The sequence below is a fragment of the Thioclava electrotropha genome (assembly GCF_002085925.2).
Classification (GTDB): Bacteria; Pseudomonadota; Alphaproteobacteria; order Rhodobacterales; family Rhodobacteraceae; genus Thioclava; species Thioclava electrotropha.
Window position 1 is genome coordinate 3,755,327 of the sequence record NZ_CP053562.1, and the last position, 19,130, is coordinate 3,774,456.

Below are 19,130 nucleotides of genomic sequence, written 5' to 3' on the forward strand. Positions count from 1 at the left end.
TATCCCGGGGATAGGCGCCGGGCCGAGCCACCCGGCGTGCCGGGTCCAACTTAGTGTGAGTGGGCACCTAAGCGATAGTTGAGGTGCCTGCAAGCATTTGATGGAACGTAAGGTAACGATGCTATTGAGCGCTGGCTTTCTCACATTCTTTAGTCTGGCATCTTAGCGGACGCCATATGCAGTGTCAGACGGTCGATGAAAACTCGGCACAGGTCGCCTGCGCCAAAGCCGTCCTATTTGGTGAAGGTGAGGAAGACACGACAGCCTTCCAAAGCCCGTTGCGGTGTCTGGTCACTTCATACCGACCCACCCTACGAGCAATATACCGGTGAACAGGAGGCGCTATAGTTCGTCAGCGCCGCCGAGAGCAATCTTTGGTGCACTCGAAATGCCTGCCTTTGGCGGCGCCCGCTTCCCGATCTTCGAGGCGGATCGTCACTTTACATCTCACGAGCACTGGTGTCCTGAAGGGCAAAGACGAGACGGATGCTGAGATGGAAGCAGATCTTCACGAAGAGGACGGAGCTTCCCGCCCAGACCAACGAGTGGGTAGCTCCCGGCCCTTAGCTGCCATTGACCAGATGTCCAAGTGCTGCATCGTAGCTTCCCCGAAGCAGACATTGACCCGTTTCATTGCTTTCGCTGAAACTACGCAACGTCGGTTTTTGAGAGCCGCTCAACCAAACCTATAGTTAGGCAGATGCGAAAAAGGCGCTATTCTGTTTCAAGTTTGGGGAACCCTGCTCAAAGCAACCCACCGTTGGCACGCAGTATTTGGCCGTTTATCCAACCGCCATCGGGCCCCGCAAGAAACGCCACTACATTGGCGATGTCTTCTGGCGTGCCAAGACGTTCCAATGGCGGCATCTTTGACATTTTCTGAACGAGGTCTTCAGGCTTTCCATCCAGAAACAGGGCGGTGGCAGTTGGTCCCGGAGCAACTGCGTTCACGGTGATGTTACGACCGCGCATTTCTTTGGCCATGATGCTGGTCATCGTCTCGACCGCCGCTTTGAGCCCCGCATAGACACCATATGTTTCCAGCTTGAGGCCAACAACAGATGTGGACAGGTTGATAATGCGGCCACCGTCCGGCAGGCGGGCTGAAGCTTCGCGTAAGGTGTTGAATGTGCCTTTCAAATTCACCGCAACCTGTGTGTCGAACAGGTCGTCGTCGCTGTCTCCGATCTTGGCCAGTTTCATGATGCCTGCGTTGTTTACCAGGACATCGACCCCCCCGAATTTCGTCTCGGCACAATCGAACAGACGCTTTACGTCAGAGGCGTCTGATACGTCGGCTTTTGCAGACATGGCGCGGCCTCCTTGTGCCTCGATCTTACGCACGACACCGGCTGCGGCGTCCTCGCTGCCAGCGTAATTGACGACGACGTCGAACCCTTCGCGCGCGAGGCGTGCCGCGATTGCAGCCCCAATGCCACGAGATGCGCCGGTTACGAGGGCCGTTTTGTGTGTCGGATCGGTCATATTCACGTCCTTGTCTGAGAAAGGCACATTGCCTGTCATGCCCGGAATATAGCCTTGAACATTCTTTCGAAAATCAGGCATAGTTTGACATCACTATTCGATTTGATCGGACAATATGATGGACCGCCTCGACGCGATGAACGTCTTCACCCGCATTGTAGAGGCGCGTAGCTTCACGCAGGTCGCCAGCGATCTAGGGCTACCACGCTCGACGCTCACAGATGCGATCAAGCGGCTGGAGGATCGTTTGGGGGTCAGCCTGCTCCATCGCACCACACGGGTTGTGCGCCCGACGTTGGACGGGGAAGATTTTTACCGTCGCTGCCTGTCAATTTTGTCAGAAATGGAGGATGCGGAATCTGCCTTCTCGGGCGCTAAGCCGAAAGGCAAGCTGCGTGTCCATGTTCACGGCATTCTTGCACGACATTTTTTATTGCCGACACTACCCGATTTTCTGGCGCGGTTCCCGGATATAGAGATCCAGATCGGCGAAGGGGATCGCCTTGTCGAACTCGTCCGTGAAGGTGTGGATTGCGTGCTGCGCGTGGGCGCGCCTGCCGATAGTGACCTGATCATCCGCAAACTCACGAGCCTGGAAGAGGTGACATGTGCATCGCCCGCCTATCTGGACCGGTTCGGCACTCCGCAAACGCTTACTGCGCTGGACGGTCACCAGATGGTCGGGTTCAGATCCACCGCAGCAGGAACGGTCCTGCCACTGGAGTTTATTCAGCGAGGCGAGCGAAAGACCGTCACATTGCCAACGCCGGTGACGGTGACGTCTGCGGATACACTTGTCGAATGCGCACGCCTTGGGTTGGGGCTCATCCAGAAGCCCCGCTATTCCAGCGCAGATGATTTGGCATCTGGACGGCTCATAGAAGTGCTTAGCAACACTCCGCCACCATCGTCGCCCGTGTCGATCCTATATCCGCGGGCGCGCCACCAGTCTCCGCGGGTTCGGGCCTTTATCGATTGGGCGGAAAGAGCATTTACGGCAGCTTAAAGGCAAGATGTTATATTCAACCCAATAGGCGAGGAACGCCGACCTGCGCAGCAGTGTCAAACACAATAACGTCACGACGCCGCACCAGAGGTTGGCGTCGCGCTTAGCTTTCACCCTGACATATCTCGATAAACGCCCGCAACGGAGCGGGGGTGAAGCGATTGGGGTAGTAAAGGCGTGGCCCATCCAGCTCAGATCGCCAGTCTGGCAGAACAGGCAGAAGGCGTCCTGCGTCAAAATCATCGCCAATCCAATTATGGAAGGTGTGTATGACCCCCAACCCTGATTGCGCATATTTTAAGCCGGTGTTGAGGGCGCCGACGCTGAGAATGAGCGCGTTTTTTGGTTCAACACGCACGGAGCGTCCTTTGTTTTGCAGAACCCAAGGCAGCATCGCGCCATCGTCCAACCGATATCGGATCGCATCATGTGCGGTAAGATCTTCTGGGGTTTGAGGCACCCCGCGCGCCTCTAGGTATTCGGGGGACGCGGCACACACCATCTGCTGTCGACGTGGTCCAATCGGAATTGAAATCATATCTTGCTCAAGCACGCTGCCATAGCGAATGCCCGCATCATAGCCCATGGCCACGATGTCGATCAAACCGCTCTCAACGACGATTTCCACCTCAACATTCGGGTAGCGTGCCCGATAGTGCGCGAGCAGCGATGGCAAGATGTCGGGCATCACCGCGCCCGGCACGTTTAGCTTCAGCCGACCTTGCACCTGCGCCCCAAGCGTTGCCACCTCGTGACACGCAGCCTCCAACGCGGACAACAAAGGGCGCACGCGATCCACCAAGAGCTGCCCCGCATCGGTCAGATGCAGGCTTCGCGTCGTGCGACGCAAAACAGGTGTGCCAAGTTGCGCTTCAATCCGCGTGACGGTGGCGCTGACATTCGAGGGGGCGATCCCGAGCCTGCGAGACGCGGCACGAAAGCCCCCTTCGCGCAGCACCGTCAGCAAGACAGAGAGATCGTCGGGGGAAACACTGTTCTTCACACAGAACAACCTATTCTCAATTAAGCGGATTATGCGTCCTCAAAAGAACAGTTATTCCATTGAGCATCAACATCCACTGCGCCTGTGGCGCGCAATATTTGTCGGGAGACTGAAGAATGCTGATCGTCACGGGTGCATCGGGAAAATTGGGTGGTCTTGCGGTGGAGGCCCTCTTGCGCATCGTTCCTGTGGCACAAATCGGGGTCAGTGTCCGCGACCCGAAAAAGCTGGCGTGGCTGGCCGCGCGCGGCGTGCGTGTGCGCCAAGGTGATTACGCAGATGCGGATAGCCTACGTTATGCATGGGAAGGGGCACGCCGGGTTTTGCTTGTGTCATCGAATGCGCGAACCTATGGAGAAGATCCGCTCCAGCACCATGAAACAGCCATAAAGGTTGCAAAAGAGCTTGGCGTTGAACGGATATTTTACACCAGCCAAACCGCCAGCAGCGCGCAATCCCAGTTCCTACCGGCACGCGACCACGCCGCAACCGAAGAGATTCTGGCAGCCTCTGGGCTGGCTTGGACCGCGCTGCGCCATGGCTTTTACGCAGAGAGTGCTGTGGGCATGAACGTGCATGGCTTTGCGAGCGGTCGTTTGGTAGGCCCTGCGGACGGCAAAGTGGCTTGGACGACCCACGACGACCTGGCAGAAGTTGATGCGCGTCTCCTGGCCGGGCAGGAAATATTTGAAGGCGCAACACCACCTCTCACAGGCAGTGAAGCCCTTAATCTTGCTGACCTTGCGCAGATGGCGAGCACATTGACCGAAAAGAAGGTAACTCGCGAGACGATCAGTGAAGAGACACTGCTCCAGAACTTGGAGAACGTGGGCGTGCCTGCCCCCGTTAGAAGCGTCATTCAGGGCTATTATCGCGCCGCAAAAGCAGGGGAGTTTGCCGTCGTAGATCCAACGCTCGCACGCATTCTCGGCCGCGCGCCACGCCTGATGCGAGACGTCTTGGCCCGCGCATTGGCATAAAATCGAACGGCGCTGTTGAGTGCGCACATGGGTGACCCAAGGCGGAACTCTTGCAGGAGCAGCTAACGGCAACTCCCTGCCCGAACAACCTGACTCGTCGGTTTCCGGCCCTATCCGGACATTCGCAAGGACGGCCATCGCTGCGTTGCAGCTCCCCCAAACCGGCCATCCGTGGCGTCGCGCAGCACGATCTGGCACGCCACGGTCGGAAGAGCGGACGGAGCAGGCATTCTTCTACGCCGCTCCGCGCATTGAGCCTCCCGCGATCCTGCTTATCCCCTTTCCTCAATAATCTCGGTCTGCGCGCCCACGAGGATCAGCGTGTTCTCATGGTCGAGGAAAGTCTTTTCGTCCGGAAAGACCTTCTGCTCGTAGGTCTCGGAGCCGAGCACGGCACGCATGCCTTCTGGGCTGTCGAACCAGATCTCGGCGGTGCCGTCGAAGTCGGCCAGCGGGACGGGGAAATCTCCATCAGTCGGGTGGGTCTGGATATAGCGCAGCACATGGGTCTCGGCTTCGGGGATCGAGCGGAACAGCGGCCCGTGCGTCTCGCGGTGGTGGCGCACGAAGGCGGCGTGGTCGATATCTGGATTGCGCTTGAGCAGCATCGTCATCTTGATCATCGGATCGTTCCTTTAGGGATTGGGGGTCCAGCGCGGCGCCGGGGCGCCCTCGGGCAGGTCGATGCCGCCGGGATAGGTCAGGAGCTCGATCAGCGTGCCCCAAGGGGCGCGGCCGTAGATGCCTGCATTGCCGTCGTTGTCCTCGTTGTTGGCGAGCGGATGCGGGCCCTTCAGCAACGTGCCTCCGGCGGCGGCGAAGGCGGCGCAGGCCGCTTCGACGTCGTCGACGTATAATCCAAGATGCGTAAGCCCCAGGTCCTGAAGGCGCGCGGGTTCGGACTGCTCCCCGCCCTCGATGCGGAAGAGTTCGAGGCACGGTCCGTTCCCGATCCGCACAAGGCGCATATGGGTGATCCGCGTGCCCGGCGAGAGGCCGAGTTCGGCCTGCGGACCCTCCCCTTCCATGTCAGGCCCATCCTCCGGCAGCACGTCGTAAAGCGTGACTGCTCCGAAGGCTTCGGAAAAGAAACGGGTCGCGGCGTCGATGTCGGGAACCGTGAGGCCCGCGTGATCAACCCCACGGACCCCCGGGGCCGCTGGCTTCGCGTCGGCGAAGGTGGCGAGATCGGTCACGGTCGATCCGCCTCCCGTCGCAGCCTCCTCGAGCGCCGCGTTGAACTCTTGGGTATGGGGTTGGGCGAGGTGTGCCTTGAAGGCCGCTTCGTCGCGGTATTCCTCGAGCATCACCACCGCACCGCCTTCCTCGGTGAAGGCCTCGAAGCGAATGTTGCCCGCCTCGCGGCGCACCTGCCGCGCGAGCGTCTCTACCAGCGCTTCGAGCCTCTCGGCTTGCCCCGCCTTCGGGGTGGCCCTCGCAATCATTGTGCGTGTCATGGTTGTCTCCGTCTTGAAATGCCGCGCTGCGGCAGTCACGGGGCCAACAGGAGCCTGACGAGATCCGTTCCGCCAAAATCTGGAATAGATGGATGTTTCATCTACATTTTTTCAGAACTTCAGCGATATGGAAATACTGGCCGCCCATGATTCAATCTGTCACCCGCGCCCTCGAGGTGCTCGACACCATAGCCCATGCAGGCGGCGCCGCCTCTCTTGGAGAGATCGCCGCCAGGACGGGCCTGAAGACGACGACCGCTCACAACATCCTCAGAACTCTCCAAGACACCGGTTATATCCGCCGTCGACCTGGCGACATGCGCTACCACCTCGGGGATCGCATCCTGAACCTTGCCCGCGTGGTGGGCGATGACGATGCCCTGCGCCGCCGCTTGCGCCCCGTGCTCGAGGAAATGGCGGCCCGCACCTTTGAGACGGTCTTCCTCGCCGTGCCCTCTGGCGACGAAGTCTACTTCCTCGACGCGATCGAGAGCCCGCGCACGCTGCGGGCCTCGAGCCAACGCGGCGAACGCCTGCCGATGGCGGGCTCGGCCATCGGTCTTCTCTTCCTCGCATTCCTCCCGGCCCTGCGCCGCCGGATGTTCGAGGTCCACGCGCATCGCATCGGTCCCGGCATCGAAGCCGAGATCGAAGTCATCGCCGCACGCGGCCTCGCCCTCGACCGCGAGAACTGGCTCCCCGGCCTGAGCTGCGTCGCCGTCCCCTGGCGCGACGACGGCGAGATCCGCGCGGGCTTCGGCCTCGCCGGGCCGAGCAGCCGCCTGACCGCCACGCGCTTGGGCGAGACGGCACAGATCATGCGCGAGCTCGCGGCGGTCGCAGGAGATACCGCTTAGGGTAGAGAATACCGCATGTCGCGGAAGGGCTCGGAGCGGACTTGCGGCAGCGCGGTGAGCCTTTCGTTAGGCAAGAGCCGCCGTATAGACCTGATCGGCCCACACTGGCCGTTCGGTTCAGCTGCAGTGGAGGTCCACTTCATCATCCCGATCAGCTGCCTTGAGACGTGTCATGCGGTGAGGAGGCGGTAGCTTCCCGCATGCCCTTGGCCAACTTCTGGACGAGCCGAACCAGGTCCCCAACATCTTCCTCCTCCCAGGACTCGAATATTTCGCTCGCCATTCTGGCGCGGGCCGCATCGACAAAGTCGGTCATCTCCTTGCCAGCCAGAGTGATGCTGGCCTCGCGGACGCGGCGGTCGCGCGCGCTGCCGCGCCGCTCGACCAGGCCGAGCTCGTCCAGTTTGGCCACCTGGCGGCTAACGGTCGTGTAGTCGCGCCCCACGCGGTCTGCCAGTTCCACGATCCCCAGGGGGCCGAACCGTTCGACGCTGACAAGCAACGCGAAGAGGGCGCGGTCGAGGGACAGCCCGGCCGCGCGGACCATCGCCTCGTCCACCTTCGGGTTGTTCATCACGGCCATGATGTCGAGCAGCGCGATGTGCAGCTGGCGCGTGAGTGCCGGAATGTGTGTATTTTGCATATTTCTCCTTGATCACTGTCAGGCATTAATGTATGTGCATTTTGCACATATCGTGGAGACACGCAAATGACCAAGGATCTCGACGTTCTCATCGTGGGCGCAGGCCCGGCGGGGTCGACCCTTGCCGTCGACCTCGCACGGCGAGGTGTGACCACACGCATCATCGACAAGAGCCCGCATGGTTTCCCCGGCTCTCGCGCCAAGGGCATTCAGCCCCGCTCGCTCGAGCTCTTTGAAGATATCGGCGCGCTGGACGACATCCTCGCCGCCGGGTCGCTCTACCCCCCGCTGGGCATTCACCTCGGCCCGGTCAGAATTCCCAAGCGGATGTTCAAACCGGCGCCCGGGAGCGACGGCACGCCTTTTCGCGAAACTTGGCTGATCCCGCAGTTCAGCACAGACGCCATCATCCAGAAACAACTCGCGCCGTTCGGTGTCCGGGTCGAGTATGGCACGGAGCTTCTTGGGCTCGCGCAGGATGACGACGGGGTGACCGCGCGGATCGACGGGCCTTCCGGACCCGAAGAAGTGCGCGCCCGCTACCTCGTGGGTGCAGATGGCGGCGCCAGCCTCGTGCGAAAGAGCGTGGGTATTGCCTTCGAGGGCCAAACCGACGAGGCCGACCGGATGATCATCCTCGACTGCCGGATCGACGGGCTGGGACGCGACCACTGGCACGTATGGCCCGGCCTCAAGGGCCGGTTCGCCGGGGCCTGTCCGCTGCCGCATGGCGACCTTTTCCAAGTCATGATCCGCCTGCAGCCCGGCGAGGCGCCCGACATGTCCGACGCGGCGCTGAACGAGAGATTCCGGAAACAGACCCGCTCCGGCAAGCTTCAGCTGAGCGACATCCAGTGGAAGACTGTTTTCCGCCCCAATATCCGGCTGGCCGCGCGTTATCGCGAGGGCCGGGTGTTCCTGGCGGGCGACGCGGCGCATGTTCACACGCCCATGGGGGCCCAGGGGCTGAACACCGGCGTGCAGGATGCCTACAATCTGGGTTGGAAGCTCGGCCAAGTCTTGGCCGGTGCGCCCGATGCGCTGCTCGAAAGCTACGAGGCAGAGCGGCAGCCCATCGCCGCGAGAGTGCTGGGCCTGTCGACCGCTAAATACGAGGCGCTTAACCGGCTCGATCCAGCCAGCATAAAGCGGGGCGCGGATGAAAAACAGCTCGGCATATCCTACGCGGGCGGCCCGCTGGCCGGCTCCGATACCGGGGAAGCCGCGAAGCTGAAGGCTGGGGACCGTGCGCCCGACGCGACGCTCGCGGGCCCGGACGGCACAGCGCGGCGCCTCTTCCAGGTGACCTGCGGCCCGGCCTTCACGCTGATCGCCGTCGGACAGGAGGCCCGGGCGGACCTCGCGGCCATCAACTGGCCGGATACCGGAGCAGCGCTGACCCGCGTGGCCATCGACGGAACGGCCGGGGACGCGCTCGCATTGACCGATCCGCAGGGCTCCTTCCGCGCCAACTACGGCATTGAGAGGGACACGCTTATCCTTATCCGGCCGGACGGCTACATCGGCGAGATCGCGACCTGTGGCCGCGCCGCTGCGATCGAACGTTTCACGTCCCGCGTGGCACCCGCGGCCAATTGACCTTCGCCCGAGACCTCCTCCAAAGGATACAAGACCATGAAAATTCTGGTTATCTTCAACCATCCCTACGAAGGCAGCTATTGCGCCGCCATTCTCGAACAAATCCGCACCGGCCTCGCCGCGGGCGGACACGAGCTCGACCTCATTCACCTCGATCGGGATGACTTCGACCCCGTCATGCGCGACAAGGACCTCCGGGCCTTTGCTCTCGGGCGCAATGATCCCGATGCGGCCGCGGCCCTGGTTGATCCGGAGGTGCTGGCCTATCGCGACCGCCTGCTGGCGGCCGAGCACATCGTCTTTGTCTTCCCCATCTGGTGGGAGCTCATGCCAGCCCGGATGAAGGGCTTCGTGGACAAGGTGATCTTCCCGGGGCTGACCTATGGCTACACCGAGAAAGGCCGCACCGGCATGGTCAGCTACATGGAGAAGTTGCGCGGCGTCACGGTCATCACCACGATGAACACCCCCTCCTGGGCCTACCGGCTGATCTTCGGCAACGCGGTTCCAAAGGCCCTGCTGCGCGGAACCTTCTGGAAGATCGGCGTCAAGAACAGGCGGTGGATTTCGCTGAGCAACGTCAAATCGAGATCGCTGGAAAAGCGGCGCGCATGGCTCGCTATGATCGAAGACCGCATGCGCAAACTTAAATAGGCTACGAGGACCCCATGAAGTTTCTTCAACCTTGGCAACCGTAGCTCCTGTCCACCCTGCGCGTCATGTCGGCGCCCTCCCTTCTCCAACATGGCACTGCGAAATACGTCGATTTCCCTTCAGGCCCTATGAATGCCCTTGAGCTCGCTTCAGTCCCGAAGGGTCGCAGGCTTATCGAACTAGCGGGCGGTTTGCTGCTCCTCATGGGCGTCTTTACCCGGCCATGATCCCATACAAACCAGGCCTTGAGCGCAAACTCCATAGCCAAGGCCAAGAGCATCGGCTCAACGCCGATATGCAAACGTTCTTGGCCTAGTTTTGTGGTGTGAACCCCTTCGCCCATCGCCAAAACTTGCTTGAGGATTGACCCTGCGTATTCCTCTAGCTTTACTCCGGTTGACAGTCCGGCGAACGCTTTCTTCGTGGGTGACTTTGACAGGGTCTCAAATTAATCGAAATGAGCTCCAACGGCTAGTCAATTGCATTCGGCCCAATCCCGACCTTCGCTAGGTTCGGCTTTGCCGCGGCGCAGCTTCCCCAAACCGGCCATCGGTGCCTCATGCGGCATGGTTTGGCGTGCCAAGGTCGGCAATGCGGACGAAGCTGCCGTTCAGGCTCACGCAAAATTGCTGAAAGTTCGGCCGCCTCGCAGAGAAGCGATTGTTGCGCTAAGACAAATTTCTACCGACGTGGCTATTGAGACGCGATCCACCACGTCGTCCCGGAGGCGTCCTGGACGCCTCCCCGTAGGTCATCATCGTCCCGCTTTCTCTGAGGTTCCTGAACGATAGTTGCTCCCGCGGCAACGGCTCGGTCAAAAACTTCGCAGGCATCTGGAACATAAACATGGATGTGCGGCGCGACTTGCTGGGCTGAGGTTGCTCCTCCGCCGATCATCAAAATGCTGTCGTCAATCCGGACTTCCGCATGCATCAATGATCCATCCGGTCGATTGAAGCGTCGCTGAAGCTTTCCTCCGAAGACTTGCTCCACGAAAGTAATCATTTCATCCCCATCAGCGCAAATCAAATAGGGGCTCATTGAAGGGTAATCTACAGGTTTCCAATTCACTGGTTGTGTCTCCCAAAGGCGGATATTGGTCCGCTCGTAGGCTAACCCGCCATGAAAATTGCAGCAACTTTGGGCTCGAAGCGGCCATGCGGCGTCGCGGCAAACCTGTCGTGAGACTCGCCCGACCGTATCGACGCTCTCGGCCCTGAGCCGACCCTGGCATCGCGGTCCGAATGCTGCGGTGCGGCCCCTCGAGGCAGCCGTTCACGTGCCGAGCAGCACTTTTCGATTAAAACGTCGGTGTGCGAGACGAAGCCGACGGTCGCGCCCTTGTCGTCTGGTTGTTGTCCGAGATGCATTATCGGCGCGACCGTTCAGCCGGGAAGCCCGTCGATACTCTCAATGGAGGCCAGGTCGTTGTCCCAAATCGCGCGACTGGAACAGTAGATATGCGCATTGGGTCGCATGTCGATCCGGCTGTCAAGCGATCCTGCTGGCACCACAAGCAAATCAACCTCCGGTTGGGAAACAGGCAGCGCGGCCCCGCAGTCGGAGCAAAAGCTCTTCACGTGGCGTGAACCGGGGAGCCGGAACGTCTTGATGTTTTCCTCACCTGATATCCATGTAATTTTGGCCGTGGACGAAAACAGGTTTGCCGAGTGGGCCGACCCGCTGTCCTTGCGGCAACGGGCGCAGTGGCACAGGAAAAAGCTCTCGAACTTTCCCGATATGCGGAATTTCACGGCGCCGCACAGGCATTGTCCGATGGCTGGATTGTCGTCCATTCACACACCTCCCGACAGGCACGCCCCGCAGCCAGTCGAATGCATTTTCGTTACCTCCCTTTATCCGCGTATTGGATCACGGTCAAAAGGGGCTCGAACCGGTCATAGAGCGCTGCGGGGATCAGCCCACCTGGGCGAGGCGATCATCTGGCGAGGACGGCCAGAAGACGTCGTTCGTGCGTCTTGCCGCATTTTTGGGTTGGATAGCGCCACAAGTCGGACCTTCCTGCAATTCGCAGCTCGCACGACATCAGGTTCGGCGTAACGATGCTGTGCGCACAGAGCCGTTCGACGGCTCATAGCCGATGAAAACGCATTCACACATGCCATTAGAGGGACGCACAGTCGGCGCAAAGGTGTCTGGCCGACTGTGCTATCGTGTCTCAGAACTTGATGCTCCAGTTCGCGGCGATCCACGCATCTGCCGCTTCACCTTTGGTGGTGCCGTTAGCAATGATGCTGAGTTTCGATCCACCAAGATCCGCAGAAATACCCAGGCCGGCGCGCAGCCAGTCCTGTTGGTAATCCGGCGCACCCAGGTCGAAGGCGCCGATGCCGATCACTTCGCCCGTCACGCTAGAGCCGCTGTCCTGAAAACGGTGAACCCCTTCAAGCGTGCCGAGCAGGTTGATCCTGCTGGACAAAGGCACTTCCGCATCGAAACCGAGCCGAAGTTCCGTTGCCTCGTCGCAGAGCCGGTCGAAGGCGGCCGGGAATGCGCCCCCGCTTTCGCTATATGCGTCAAGACATGACTTGGAGTGCGAAAGCTCGCCATAGGGAGAGATCATCGGCACGATGTTCTCGTATTGGAGGCGAGCGCGGATCCCGTAGGCTTCGACATCCGTTTTGCCTCGAGACGTGTCGAGCGCGCCGCCGCCCACGAGATAGCCGCGCGTAAGCTCGGCCGTGCCCCACAGACCCGAGGCCGTGAACGCGGCCCAAAGCCCGCGGTCGTCCGTGCCGCTCAACTGGCGCAGAGCTTCGAGCTTGACATAGGTGGCGCGGGTTTCGGTTTTCCCGCCAAGGATCGCGTCTTGATGATTGGCAATCGTGCCGACCACGCCGTTCAGCTGAAACGCGCCGAAGTTATGGCCAAAGCCGACCTCACCAAGACCAAAGCGACCGTCCTTGCCGTCGATCTGGTCCGTTCCCCAATCGCCGCCCGTCCAGAAGATGGAGCGCCCCTGTTCGACACGTCGGTCAAGCGGACGCGAGCCTGCGCCATTGACGATGACACCGAGGCTGCGGGTCGTCGTCGTATTTGCGGCACCGGTCGTCGCGAGGCTGGAACCCAGGCTGGAAACCGTAATGATGCCCACGCCGCCGCCGGTATTGCCTCCGCCGGTATCGCCTCCGCCAGTGTCGCCGCCCCCGGTGTCGCCGCCGCCGGTGCCACCTCCGCCGGTGTCGCCTCCGCCGGTATTGCCTCCGCCGGTGTCACCTCCGCCGGTGTCGCCGCCGCCGGTGTCGCCGCCGCCGGTGCCACCTCCGCCGGTGTCGCCTCCGCCGGTATCGCCTCCGCCGGTGTCACCTCCGCCGGTGTCGCCAGAGCCGGGCAGGGCGGCAGAGCCTGTTCCGTTACCACGGGCGATATAGGTCTCGCTGTCGCGGGTGATCCCGACGACGACCGATCCGTCCGCATTGGTCGAGACTGCCGTCAGCGTGATTTCGGAGCTGCCGGGAACTGATGCGTCAATCGTCGCGCCACTGTCGCGTAGCCAGTCCTCGACAGTCTGCATCCCGCCGTCTTCGGTCCAGCGGAAGCCATGGGTGCGGCTGTCGAAGCCATTCACCAAGCCGACGATGACGTCGCCATTGCCGGACACACCGAGCGCTTCGGAGATGTCCGCCGCCTGGGCCGCCTCTACCTCGGGCAGCGTGCCCAGCAAGGCCATGGTGCCGTCGGTCCAGCGCACGGCGCGATGACCATAGACGCCGCCCGGCTGCATCGCGCCGACGATCACGCGCCCGTCCCACGACACGTCGCTGGCGTAACCTGTATCGAGCGCGTAGGGGTTGTTGCCTGCCGGGATCGACAACTGTTCCATCCCCGTTGCCTCGGTCCAGCGGAACGGTTTCAGGGCGCTGGCGCCAAAGGAGCCCTCGGGGGCGCCGGTTGCCTGTCCGACAATCACGCTGCCATCCCAAGACGCGCCACGCGCCCAGTCATTTCCGGAAGAGGTGCGTCCGGGTAGAAAACCAAGGCTGACCATGCCGGTTTCTTGCGTCCATCGAAACGCCGTTTCGCTGCCATTTAGCGCGCGGTCATAGCCGACGACGGTGCGGCCGTCGCCGGAAACGGCGCGGGCATCGGACTGGCCGAACGTGGCCGTCCGATCCACGGTGCCAAGATCCTGATACCCTTCCGCAGCCGTCCATCGATAGGCGCGCTGAACCCCTGGATGATTTGAAATGCCGCCTGCGGCCTTGCCGACGATAACGGATCCGTCTGCCGAAATGTCGTTCGCCGTGAAGTAGTAATAGGCCTCGGAGGGGGTCGTGGCGGCGGCATTTCCCGCAGGCCCGACGCCGCCCGTCTCGGTCCATTCGAACCCGGCGTAGATGGCGTTCGAGTAGTTGCGGTAAACGGTTCCCACGAACGCGTTGCCGTCCGCTGTCATCCCGCCCACGACGGCCTCGTGGGTCAACCTGTAGCTGTAGTTCTCGTCCCGTGGATCAGGCGTGTCCCCGTAGTAGGCGCGCGTATCCTCCGCCGGGGTGATGGTTTCGAGTTGCGTGTTCACGTCTGCAAACGCCGGATTGCAGAAAGGAAGACACACGGACAGAAGCGCCGAAGTCCCCATGAACCGGCGCCGTTTACCGATGGTTGTCATTTTATTTCGTCCCGTATTCAAATCCCTTGCTAAGGCGACACTAAGTTTGTTTGGTTGGTGTGGGTATCACTTGAACAGGTGAGAAGCCTCTGGCGAGCTTGTCTTTTTCAAGTGCAACTTCATGAGGCGCGGACGGCGGAGAACGACTTGGCACGACGATTTACGCCGGTCAGGATTTTGATCGGCACTGCGGTTCTGTGCGCTTTGATCGCGGCGCTCACGGTTTTCGTGGCTCTGGCGCAGCCATGGATGGGCCTGCGCCTTTCAGCTGAGCCGGAAACGGGAGCCGAGGCGCGTGCGGTGATGATCCGGGCCATCGCCCCGGACGGACCGGCGTCACAGGTTCTTCCACCAAGTCTCGTCGGGGCGCCCCTCGTGGCGCTTTCGGGCATGCCACTGGTTGCCTTCGACATGGTCGAGGAGCCGGACGTGGCGGAGGACTTCGTCGCGATGCGGATGTTCCTCGACCGCCAGCAGAAGCTGAACACGCTTATCCGCGCACCGCAGGTCATTCTTGAAACCGGCGGAGACGATGCGGCGCGTTTCACCGTCGTGCCCCGGTCAAGCCGCCCGATCACCAGCCTTCCGCCCGTGTTCTGGGTGCAGATCCTGTCGGGCATGGTCAGCGCGATGATCGGGGTCTGGGTGCTGAGCCTGCGCCGGGGCCAGTTGCCCGCGCGGCTGCTTGCCATCGCGGGGGGCGGGGTCATGCTGTCCGCCTTTGCGGCGGCGCTTTATTCGACACGGGAACTGGCCCTTCCGGGGGCCCTGTTCCGGTGGCTTGGCGCCCTCAACCACGCCGGGGCCCTGATGTTCGGGGTTGCGATGCTGTCTTTGCTGCTCGTCTACCCGGTCAGGCTGGTGTCCATGCGGCTGTTGTGGGGGCTTACCGTCTTCTTCGCCGGGGTCTGGGTGGTGGAGACGGCACGCGCCCTCCCGCTTGGACCAGCAGAACTTTTTCATCTTCCGGCGGTTCTGCTGATGCTGGCCATCGTGCTGGCGGGCATCGCTCAATTCGTAAAGACCGCCGGAGACCCGGCCGCGAGGGCTGCCGTGCGTTGGTTCGCGCTGTCGGTCGGAGCGGGGGCGGGGGGCTTCGTCCTGTTTATTCTCGTGCCGCCCCTGTTCTCCGCCGAACCGGTCTTGTCGCAAGGTTATGCCTTTGCCCTCTTCGCGCTTCTATTTATGGGCGTCGCGGCAGGCGTGGCCCGGTATCAGCTTTTCGATCTCGATCGCGTGACGTTTCGGTTGGTGTTCTATTTCGGTGCCGTGGCGCTTTTGGTGATGATTGATGCGGTGCTGATCTACGTTGTCTCGCTTAGCCGTCCGGCGGCCTTCGCGCTGTCGCTGGCGGCGATTGCGTGGATCTATCTACCGTTGCGCGAAAGGCTCGCAGTCTGGCTTACGCCAAAAAGCCGGATGCCGCGCGATGCAATCTTCAACAGGATCGTGGACGTGGCGCTCGCGCCCCACGAGTTGCGGCAGGGAAAATGGCAACAGGTGCTACGTGACTGCTTTGAACCGCTTGAAATCGCCATCGATACCGGCTCCGAACAATCGCATCCGCGGCTGGTCAATGAAGGCGTCTCGCTGATCATTCCTGGGGTGTCCGAGCTTGATCCGCTGCGCCTGTCCTATGCAAGGACTGGACGCGCCCTTTTTAATCTGGAAGACCAGCGTTTCGCCACCGAAATCCACACCATGCTGGCCCATGCGATCAGCAGCCGGAATGCCTATAGCAGCGGAATGCAGGACGAACGCATCCGCATCGCGCGCGACTTGCACGACAATCTCGGGGCGCAATTGCTTTCGGCGCTACACAGCAAGACGGACCAGCGCAAGGACACGCTTATTCGAGACACGATTGCCGACATGCGCGACATCGTGAAGAACGCGGCGCGCGGCGGCCTGAGCATCGGGGATCTGCTCGCGGATCTGCGGCTGGAAACCTCCGAGCGTCTGGAATTTGCCAATATCCGGCTGACATGGGACACGACCTGTGACGACGAGGCCGCCTTCGTCGCCTCCGGTGCGGCGCATGGCTTTCGGTCTGTTCTGCGGGAGTTGGTGAGCAATGCCCTACGCCATTCGAAGGGCCGCAGCCTCGATGTGCGGCTTACGTATCGGAACGGCACACTTCGGTTCACGGTGCGCGATGATGGTGTCGGCCTGCCGGCCGAGGCGCCAGATCAGGGCCACGGGCTTGCCAATATCAACGCTCGAATCCTGGCCCTGGGGGGGCATATTGCTTTCGAGGATGCGGCGCCGGGGCTCAAGGCCTCGGGGCAGCTCGAACTTCTGGGGGAAATTTGAATGATGCGCGCCTTGATCCTTGAAGATTTGGCGGAAGCGCGGACGTGGCTGCACGACATCGCACAGGCCTCCTTTCCCGGCCCGCTTCAGATCGACCTGGCCGCAACCTGCCAGGCGGGGTTATCGGCGGCAGGTCAGAATGACTATGATTTGGCCCTGATCGACCTGAAGCTGCCCGACGGGAGCGGCATTGACGTGTTGCGCGCCCTGCGGACCCGGTCCACGCGGGGGCTCTATGTGGTCACCACCGTTCTGGGAGGTGACGAAAACATCGTTGCAGCGCTCTCTGCGGGGGCGGATGGCTACATTCTCAAGGAACAACCCGCCGAGCTGGTCATCCTCCAGCTGTCGCAACTGTCTCAGGGCATTCCGGCGCTTTCGCCGCCGGTTGCACGTCGCATCATTGAGCATTTTCGACGCACGGGCCCAGCTGTCGGCGACGAGGAAGTCTTGACGGCACGAGAAAGAGAGGTTCTTGCCCTCATTGGGCGTGGCATGCGCAATTCCGATGTTTCGGCCCTGTTGGGCTTGTCCGGCAATACGGTCGCCACCCACATCAAGTCCATTTACAAGAAACTCGGCATTTCCTCGCGGGCGGAGGCTGCGTGGCATGCGACGATGCTCGGCTTGACCAGTGGCGTTCCAGGCGAGTGTTGAGCTTTTGATCTGCTCTCGCGGGTCTATGCGCGAAGAGTGTTCCGCGCATCGAAGTCTATTTTATGACAGCGTGTTTACAGATTTTGGCTGGCTCGGCTGAATTTTCCCGGCCTGTGCGATCAAGCAGGGCTGCCCATCAAATCTCTGACTTGAAATGGCTGGGATGGAGCTCCGGGCCCGAAGCCGCCTTGCCGCGGCGCGGCGCAATTTCGGGAAATGGTTCGAGTTGAACATCCTCTTTCGATCTGGCGGCTAAAGCGGTTTGCGTCTGCAGCGAACGACCGGAATCCGCCCCTATTGCCCCAGAGGCTGCTCACAGCAGATAGTCGCCATCGCTGCCGTGTGCAGCGGATGGCCACTCCTCGATCCGAAATTCTAATCTAGAACAGTTTGGAAAGCCCACAATCGCCAGCCCACTGCCTGAAAATCAGGAAAGTAGACGGTTCGATTTCGAGTTGCTAGCCTTTGAATACATTTCTCGGAGAGCTAGTGATGAAAGAATTACCTGATTTCCTCTCAAGCGGTGATGAGGCACGTTTATTCCCGGTCCTTGCCGAAACGAGTAAGGAAAAACGTGTGGCCTCGATATTCCTCGCTGTGATGACGCAAATCCCCGCGCTGGCGCAGGAAGTCTTAGCTTCAACCGGCGTGCGCGTTGGGAAACGCACCAAGGTTCAAGCCTTCACGGAGGTAGTTTTTCGGGAAAAAGATTTTGCGAACTGCCGGCCCGACGGATTGATTGTAATCGACACCGGACGCACGCGATGGTCTGCTTTGATCGAGGCGAAAATCGGCAAAAACGATCTCGATGTCGAGCAGGTGCAACGTTACGTCGAGATTGCTCGGGCCCAAGGGATCGACGCGGTTATTACCGTCTCAAATCAGTTTGTATCTCGGGCGGATCATTCCCCTGTGAATCTCCCGAAGACACTTCTGCGCAGGGTTTCACTTTTTCACTGGTCCTGGACCTGGCTTGCCACGATCTGCGAAATTCTCGGTTATCAGAACGCTGTCGATGATACTGAACAGTCCTATCTCTTGGCGCAGCTCAATGACTTCTTGGCTCATCCAGCTACTGGCGTTGAACGCTTCACACAAATGGCAGCTCAATGGAAAGACATCGTCCAATCGGTCGCGAATGACGAAAAGCTGAAGAAATCGTCTTCTGAGGTTGAAGCGTCTGCCGCGAGTTGGATCGCCGAAGAACGCGACCTATGCCTACACATGTCGAGCCATGTAGGGACACGCGTTGACAGCATCGTTGAACGCAAACTCCGGGAAGATCCTGCAGCAAGATTGAAGGAGCAAATAAGCTCGATCGTCGAAACGCATATGCTGACCTCGAAGCTCCGGGTTCCAGATTGCGCATCAGATATCGACCTCTGTGCAGATATTGCGCGCAAAACCGTGTCAGTTTCGATGACTGTCAAAGCGCCGACTGATCGAAAGTCAACAAAGGCGCGGCTCAATTGGCTGCTGAGGATGCTTCCCCAAAATGACGAGCGGATTTTTGTTCGCGCTCTTTGGCCGGGCCGTTGCCCTCCAACCATGAAGCCCATTTCGCTCCTACGCGAAGAACCGGAACTAATTCAGACCGACAATTTGGACCTCGTTCCCCATGGATTTGAGATATTGATGATCGAAGGGCTCGGAAAGCGTTTCGGAGGCCGAAGGACTGTTATCGAAGACATTGAGCGTATCGTTCCAGAGTTTTACGATCTTGTGGGAGCAAATCTAAAAGCATGGCAGGCGCCTCCACCAAAACCAGTGAAGTCGCGCGCTGCGCCGGACCCGGGAGAACTCGAACCAACTGATCTCGGCGATGCCGGTTCACTACCGTAAAGCA

Annotated in this window: 16 protein-coding genes and 1 other annotated feature (1 of these 17 cut by a window edge); of the genes, 8 read left to right on the top strand and 8 right to left on the bottom strand. The window is 60.7% G+C overall.

Translation table 11 applies throughout. From position 1 onward, the window contains the following. Positions 1–50 (bottom strand) — a sequence feature (sul1 is cis-regulatory element that is thought to sense ions involved in sulfur or methionine metabolism; They are found in Alphaproteobacteria); it reaches 3 nt to the left of the window's first position. A 694-nt stretch (positions 51–744) separates the two neighbouring features. Next, entirely contained in the window at positions 745–1,566 is an 822-nt protein-coding gene (locus AKL02_RS17865; protein WP_232621664.1) for an SDR family oxidoreductase, read from the bottom strand. 37 nt (positions 1,567–1,603) lie between these two features. Between AKL02_RS17865 and AKL02_RS17870 the strand changes: the two genes are divergently transcribed. Continuing rightward, positions 1,604–2,491, top strand: coding sequence for a LysR family transcriptional regulator (locus AKL02_RS17870; protein WP_083078267.1), 888 nt, complete (start codon positions 1,604–1,606; stop codon positions 2,489–2,491). A 103-nt stretch (positions 2,492–2,594) separates the two neighbouring features. On the opposite strand, the gene AKL02_RS17875 is transcribed toward AKL02_RS17870, so the two are convergent. Continuing rightward, positions 2,595–3,494 carry a LysR family transcriptional regulator gene (locus AKL02_RS17875; protein ID WP_083078560.1) on the bottom strand — a complete coding sequence of 300 codons (900 nt, stop codon included), beginning with the start codon at positions 3,492–3,494 and terminating at the stop codon, positions 2,595–2,597. Positions 3,495–3,610: 116 nt separating this feature from the next. Here AKL02_RS17875 and AKL02_RS17880 point away from each other — a divergent pair, with 116 nt between their 5' ends. Next, positions 3,611–4,474, top strand: coding sequence for an SDR family oxidoreductase (locus tag AKL02_RS17880; protein WP_083078266.1), 864 nt, complete (start codon positions 3,611–3,613; stop codon positions 4,472–4,474). 272 nt (positions 4,475–4,746) lie between these two features. Here AKL02_RS17880 and AKL02_RS17885 read toward each other — a convergent pair whose 3' ends face one another. Together AKL02_RS17885 and AKL02_RS17890 are read right to left on the bottom strand one after the other, a co-directional pair. Next, entirely contained in the window at positions 4,747–5,097 is a 351-nt protein-coding gene (locus AKL02_RS17885; RefSeq protein WP_083078265.1) for an EthD domain-containing protein, read from the bottom strand. A 12-nt stretch (positions 5,098–5,109) separates the two neighbouring features. Continuing rightward, a complete protein-coding gene (locus AKL02_RS17890; RefSeq protein WP_083078264.1) occupies positions 5,110–5,931 on the bottom strand; it encodes an antibiotic biosynthesis monooxygenase in 822 nt (273 codons plus the stop codon). A gap of 146 nt (positions 5,932–6,077) precedes the next feature. Between AKL02_RS17890 and AKL02_RS17895 the strand changes: the two genes are divergently transcribed. Then, positions 6,078–6,788: an IclR family transcriptional regulator gene (locus AKL02_RS17895; RefSeq protein WP_083078263.1), complete on the top strand. Its 711-nt coding sequence runs from the start codon at positions 6,078–6,080 to the stop codon at positions 6,786–6,788. 151 nt (positions 6,789–6,939) lie between these two features. Here AKL02_RS17895 and AKL02_RS17900 read toward each other — a convergent pair whose 3' ends face one another. Further along, complete coding sequence (locus tag AKL02_RS17900) at positions 6,940–7,431, bottom strand: MarR family winged helix-turn-helix transcriptional regulator (RefSeq protein ID WP_083078262.1); 492 nt, start codon at positions 7,429–7,431, stop codon at positions 6,940–6,942. A gap of 66 nt (positions 7,432–7,497) precedes the next feature. Here AKL02_RS17900 and AKL02_RS17905 point away from each other — a divergent pair, with 66 nt between their 5' ends. Together AKL02_RS17905 and AKL02_RS17910 are read left to right on the top strand one after the other, a co-directional pair. Beyond that, positions 7,498–9,030, top strand: coding sequence for an FAD-dependent oxidoreductase (locus AKL02_RS17905; RefSeq protein ID WP_083078261.1), 1,533 nt, complete (start codon positions 7,498–7,500; stop codon positions 9,028–9,030). A gap of 36 nt (positions 9,031–9,066) precedes the next feature. Beyond that, positions 9,067–9,684, top strand: coding sequence for an NAD(P)H-dependent oxidoreductase (locus AKL02_RS17910; protein WP_083078260.1), 618 nt, complete (start codon positions 9,067–9,069; stop codon positions 9,682–9,684). A gap of 693 nt (positions 9,685–10,377) precedes the next feature. Here AKL02_RS17910 and AKL02_RS17915 read toward each other — a convergent pair. From AKL02_RS17915 to AKL02_RS17925, 3 genes are all read right to left on the bottom strand, one after another. Next, positions 10,378–10,725 (bottom strand): VOC family protein, encoded by a 348-nt coding sequence (locus AKL02_RS17915; protein ID WP_083078259.1) that lies wholly within the window; start codon positions 10,723–10,725, stop codon positions 10,378–10,380. Between the two features lie 344 nt (positions 10,726–11,069). Then, on the bottom strand, positions 11,070–11,480 hold the full coding sequence (locus tag AKL02_RS17920) for a GFA family protein (protein ID WP_078523463.1): 411 nt from the start codon (positions 11,478–11,480) through the stop codon (positions 11,070–11,072). Between the two features lie 383 nt (positions 11,481–11,863). After that, positions 11,864–14,314, bottom strand: coding sequence for an autotransporter domain-containing protein (locus AKL02_RS17925; protein WP_083078258.1), 2,451 nt, complete (start codon positions 14,312–14,314; stop codon positions 11,864–11,866). 147 nt (positions 14,315–14,461) lie between these two features. On the opposite strand from AKL02_RS17925, the gene AKL02_RS17930 reads away from it, so the two are divergent. From AKL02_RS17930 to AKL02_RS17940, 3 genes are all read left to right on the top strand, one after another. Continuing rightward, positions 14,462–16,627: an ATP-binding protein gene (locus AKL02_RS17930; protein ID WP_083078257.1), complete on the top strand. Its 2,166-nt coding sequence runs from the start codon at positions 14,462–14,464 to the stop codon at positions 16,625–16,627. Next, on the top strand, positions 16,628–17,284 hold the full coding sequence (locus AKL02_RS17935) for a LuxR C-terminal-related transcriptional regulator (protein WP_083078256.1): 657 nt from the start codon (positions 16,628–16,630) through the stop codon (positions 17,282–17,284). A gap of 492 nt (positions 17,285–17,776) precedes the next feature. After that, the gene (locus tag AKL02_RS17940) at positions 17,777–19,126 is read left to right on the top strand and encodes a hypothetical protein (RefSeq protein WP_078549217.1); all 1,350 of its coding nucleotides are present in this window, start codon (positions 17,777–17,779) and stop codon (positions 19,124–19,126) included. The last annotated feature ends 4 nt before the right edge of the window (positions 19,127–19,130 follow it).

Bases quoted from the DNA above. Each gene is read 5' to 3' on its own strand.
- AKL02_RS17865 (WP_232621664.1), bottom strand. From the start codon at position 1,566: ATGCCTGATTTTCGAAAGAATGTTCAAGGCTATATTCCGGGCATGACA.
- AKL02_RS17870 (WP_083078267.1), top strand. From the start codon at position 1,604: ATGGACCGCCTCGACGCGATGAACGTCTTCACCCGCATTGTAGAGGCG.
- AKL02_RS17880 (WP_083078266.1), top strand. From the start codon at position 3,611: ATGCTGATCGTCACGGGTGCATCGGGAAAATTGGGTGGTCTTGCGGTG.
- AKL02_RS17885 (WP_083078265.1), bottom strand. From the start codon at position 5,097: ATGATCAAGATGACGATGCTGCTCAAGCGCAATCCAGATATCGACCAC.
- AKL02_RS17890 (WP_083078264.1), bottom strand. From the start codon at position 5,931: ATGACACGCACAATGATTGCGAGGGCCACCCCGAAGGCGGGGCAAGCC.
- AKL02_RS17895 (WP_083078263.1), top strand. From the start codon at position 6,078: ATGATTCAATCTGTCACCCGCGCCCTCGAGGTGCTCGACACCATAGCC.
- AKL02_RS17900 (WP_083078262.1), bottom strand. From the start codon at position 7,431: ATGCAAAATACACACATTCCGGCACTCACGCGCCAGCTGCACATCGCG.
- AKL02_RS17905 (WP_083078261.1), top strand. From the start codon at position 7,498: ATGACCAAGGATCTCGACGTTCTCATCGTGGGCGCAGGCCCGGCGGGG.
- AKL02_RS17910 (WP_083078260.1), top strand. From the start codon at position 9,067: ATGAAAATTCTGGTTATCTTCAACCATCCCTACGAAGGCAGCTATTGC.
- AKL02_RS17915 (WP_083078259.1), bottom strand. From the start codon at position 10,725: ATGAGCCCCTATTTGATTTGCGCTGATGGGGATGAAATGATTACTTTC.
- AKL02_RS17920 (WP_078523463.1), bottom strand. From the start codon at position 11,480: ATGGACGACAATCCAGCCATCGGACAATGCCTGTGCGGCGCCGTGAAA.
- AKL02_RS17925 (WP_083078258.1), bottom strand. From the start codon at position 14,314: ATGACAACCATCGGTAAACGGCGCCGGTTCATGGGGACTTCGGCGCTT.
- AKL02_RS17935 (WP_083078256.1), top strand. From the start codon at position 16,628: ATGATGCGCGCCTTGATCCTTGAAGATTTGGCGGAAGCGCGGACGTGG.
- AKL02_RS17940 (WP_078549217.1), top strand. From the start codon at position 17,777: ATGAAAGAATTACCTGATTTCCTCTCAAGCGGTGATGAGGCACGTTTA.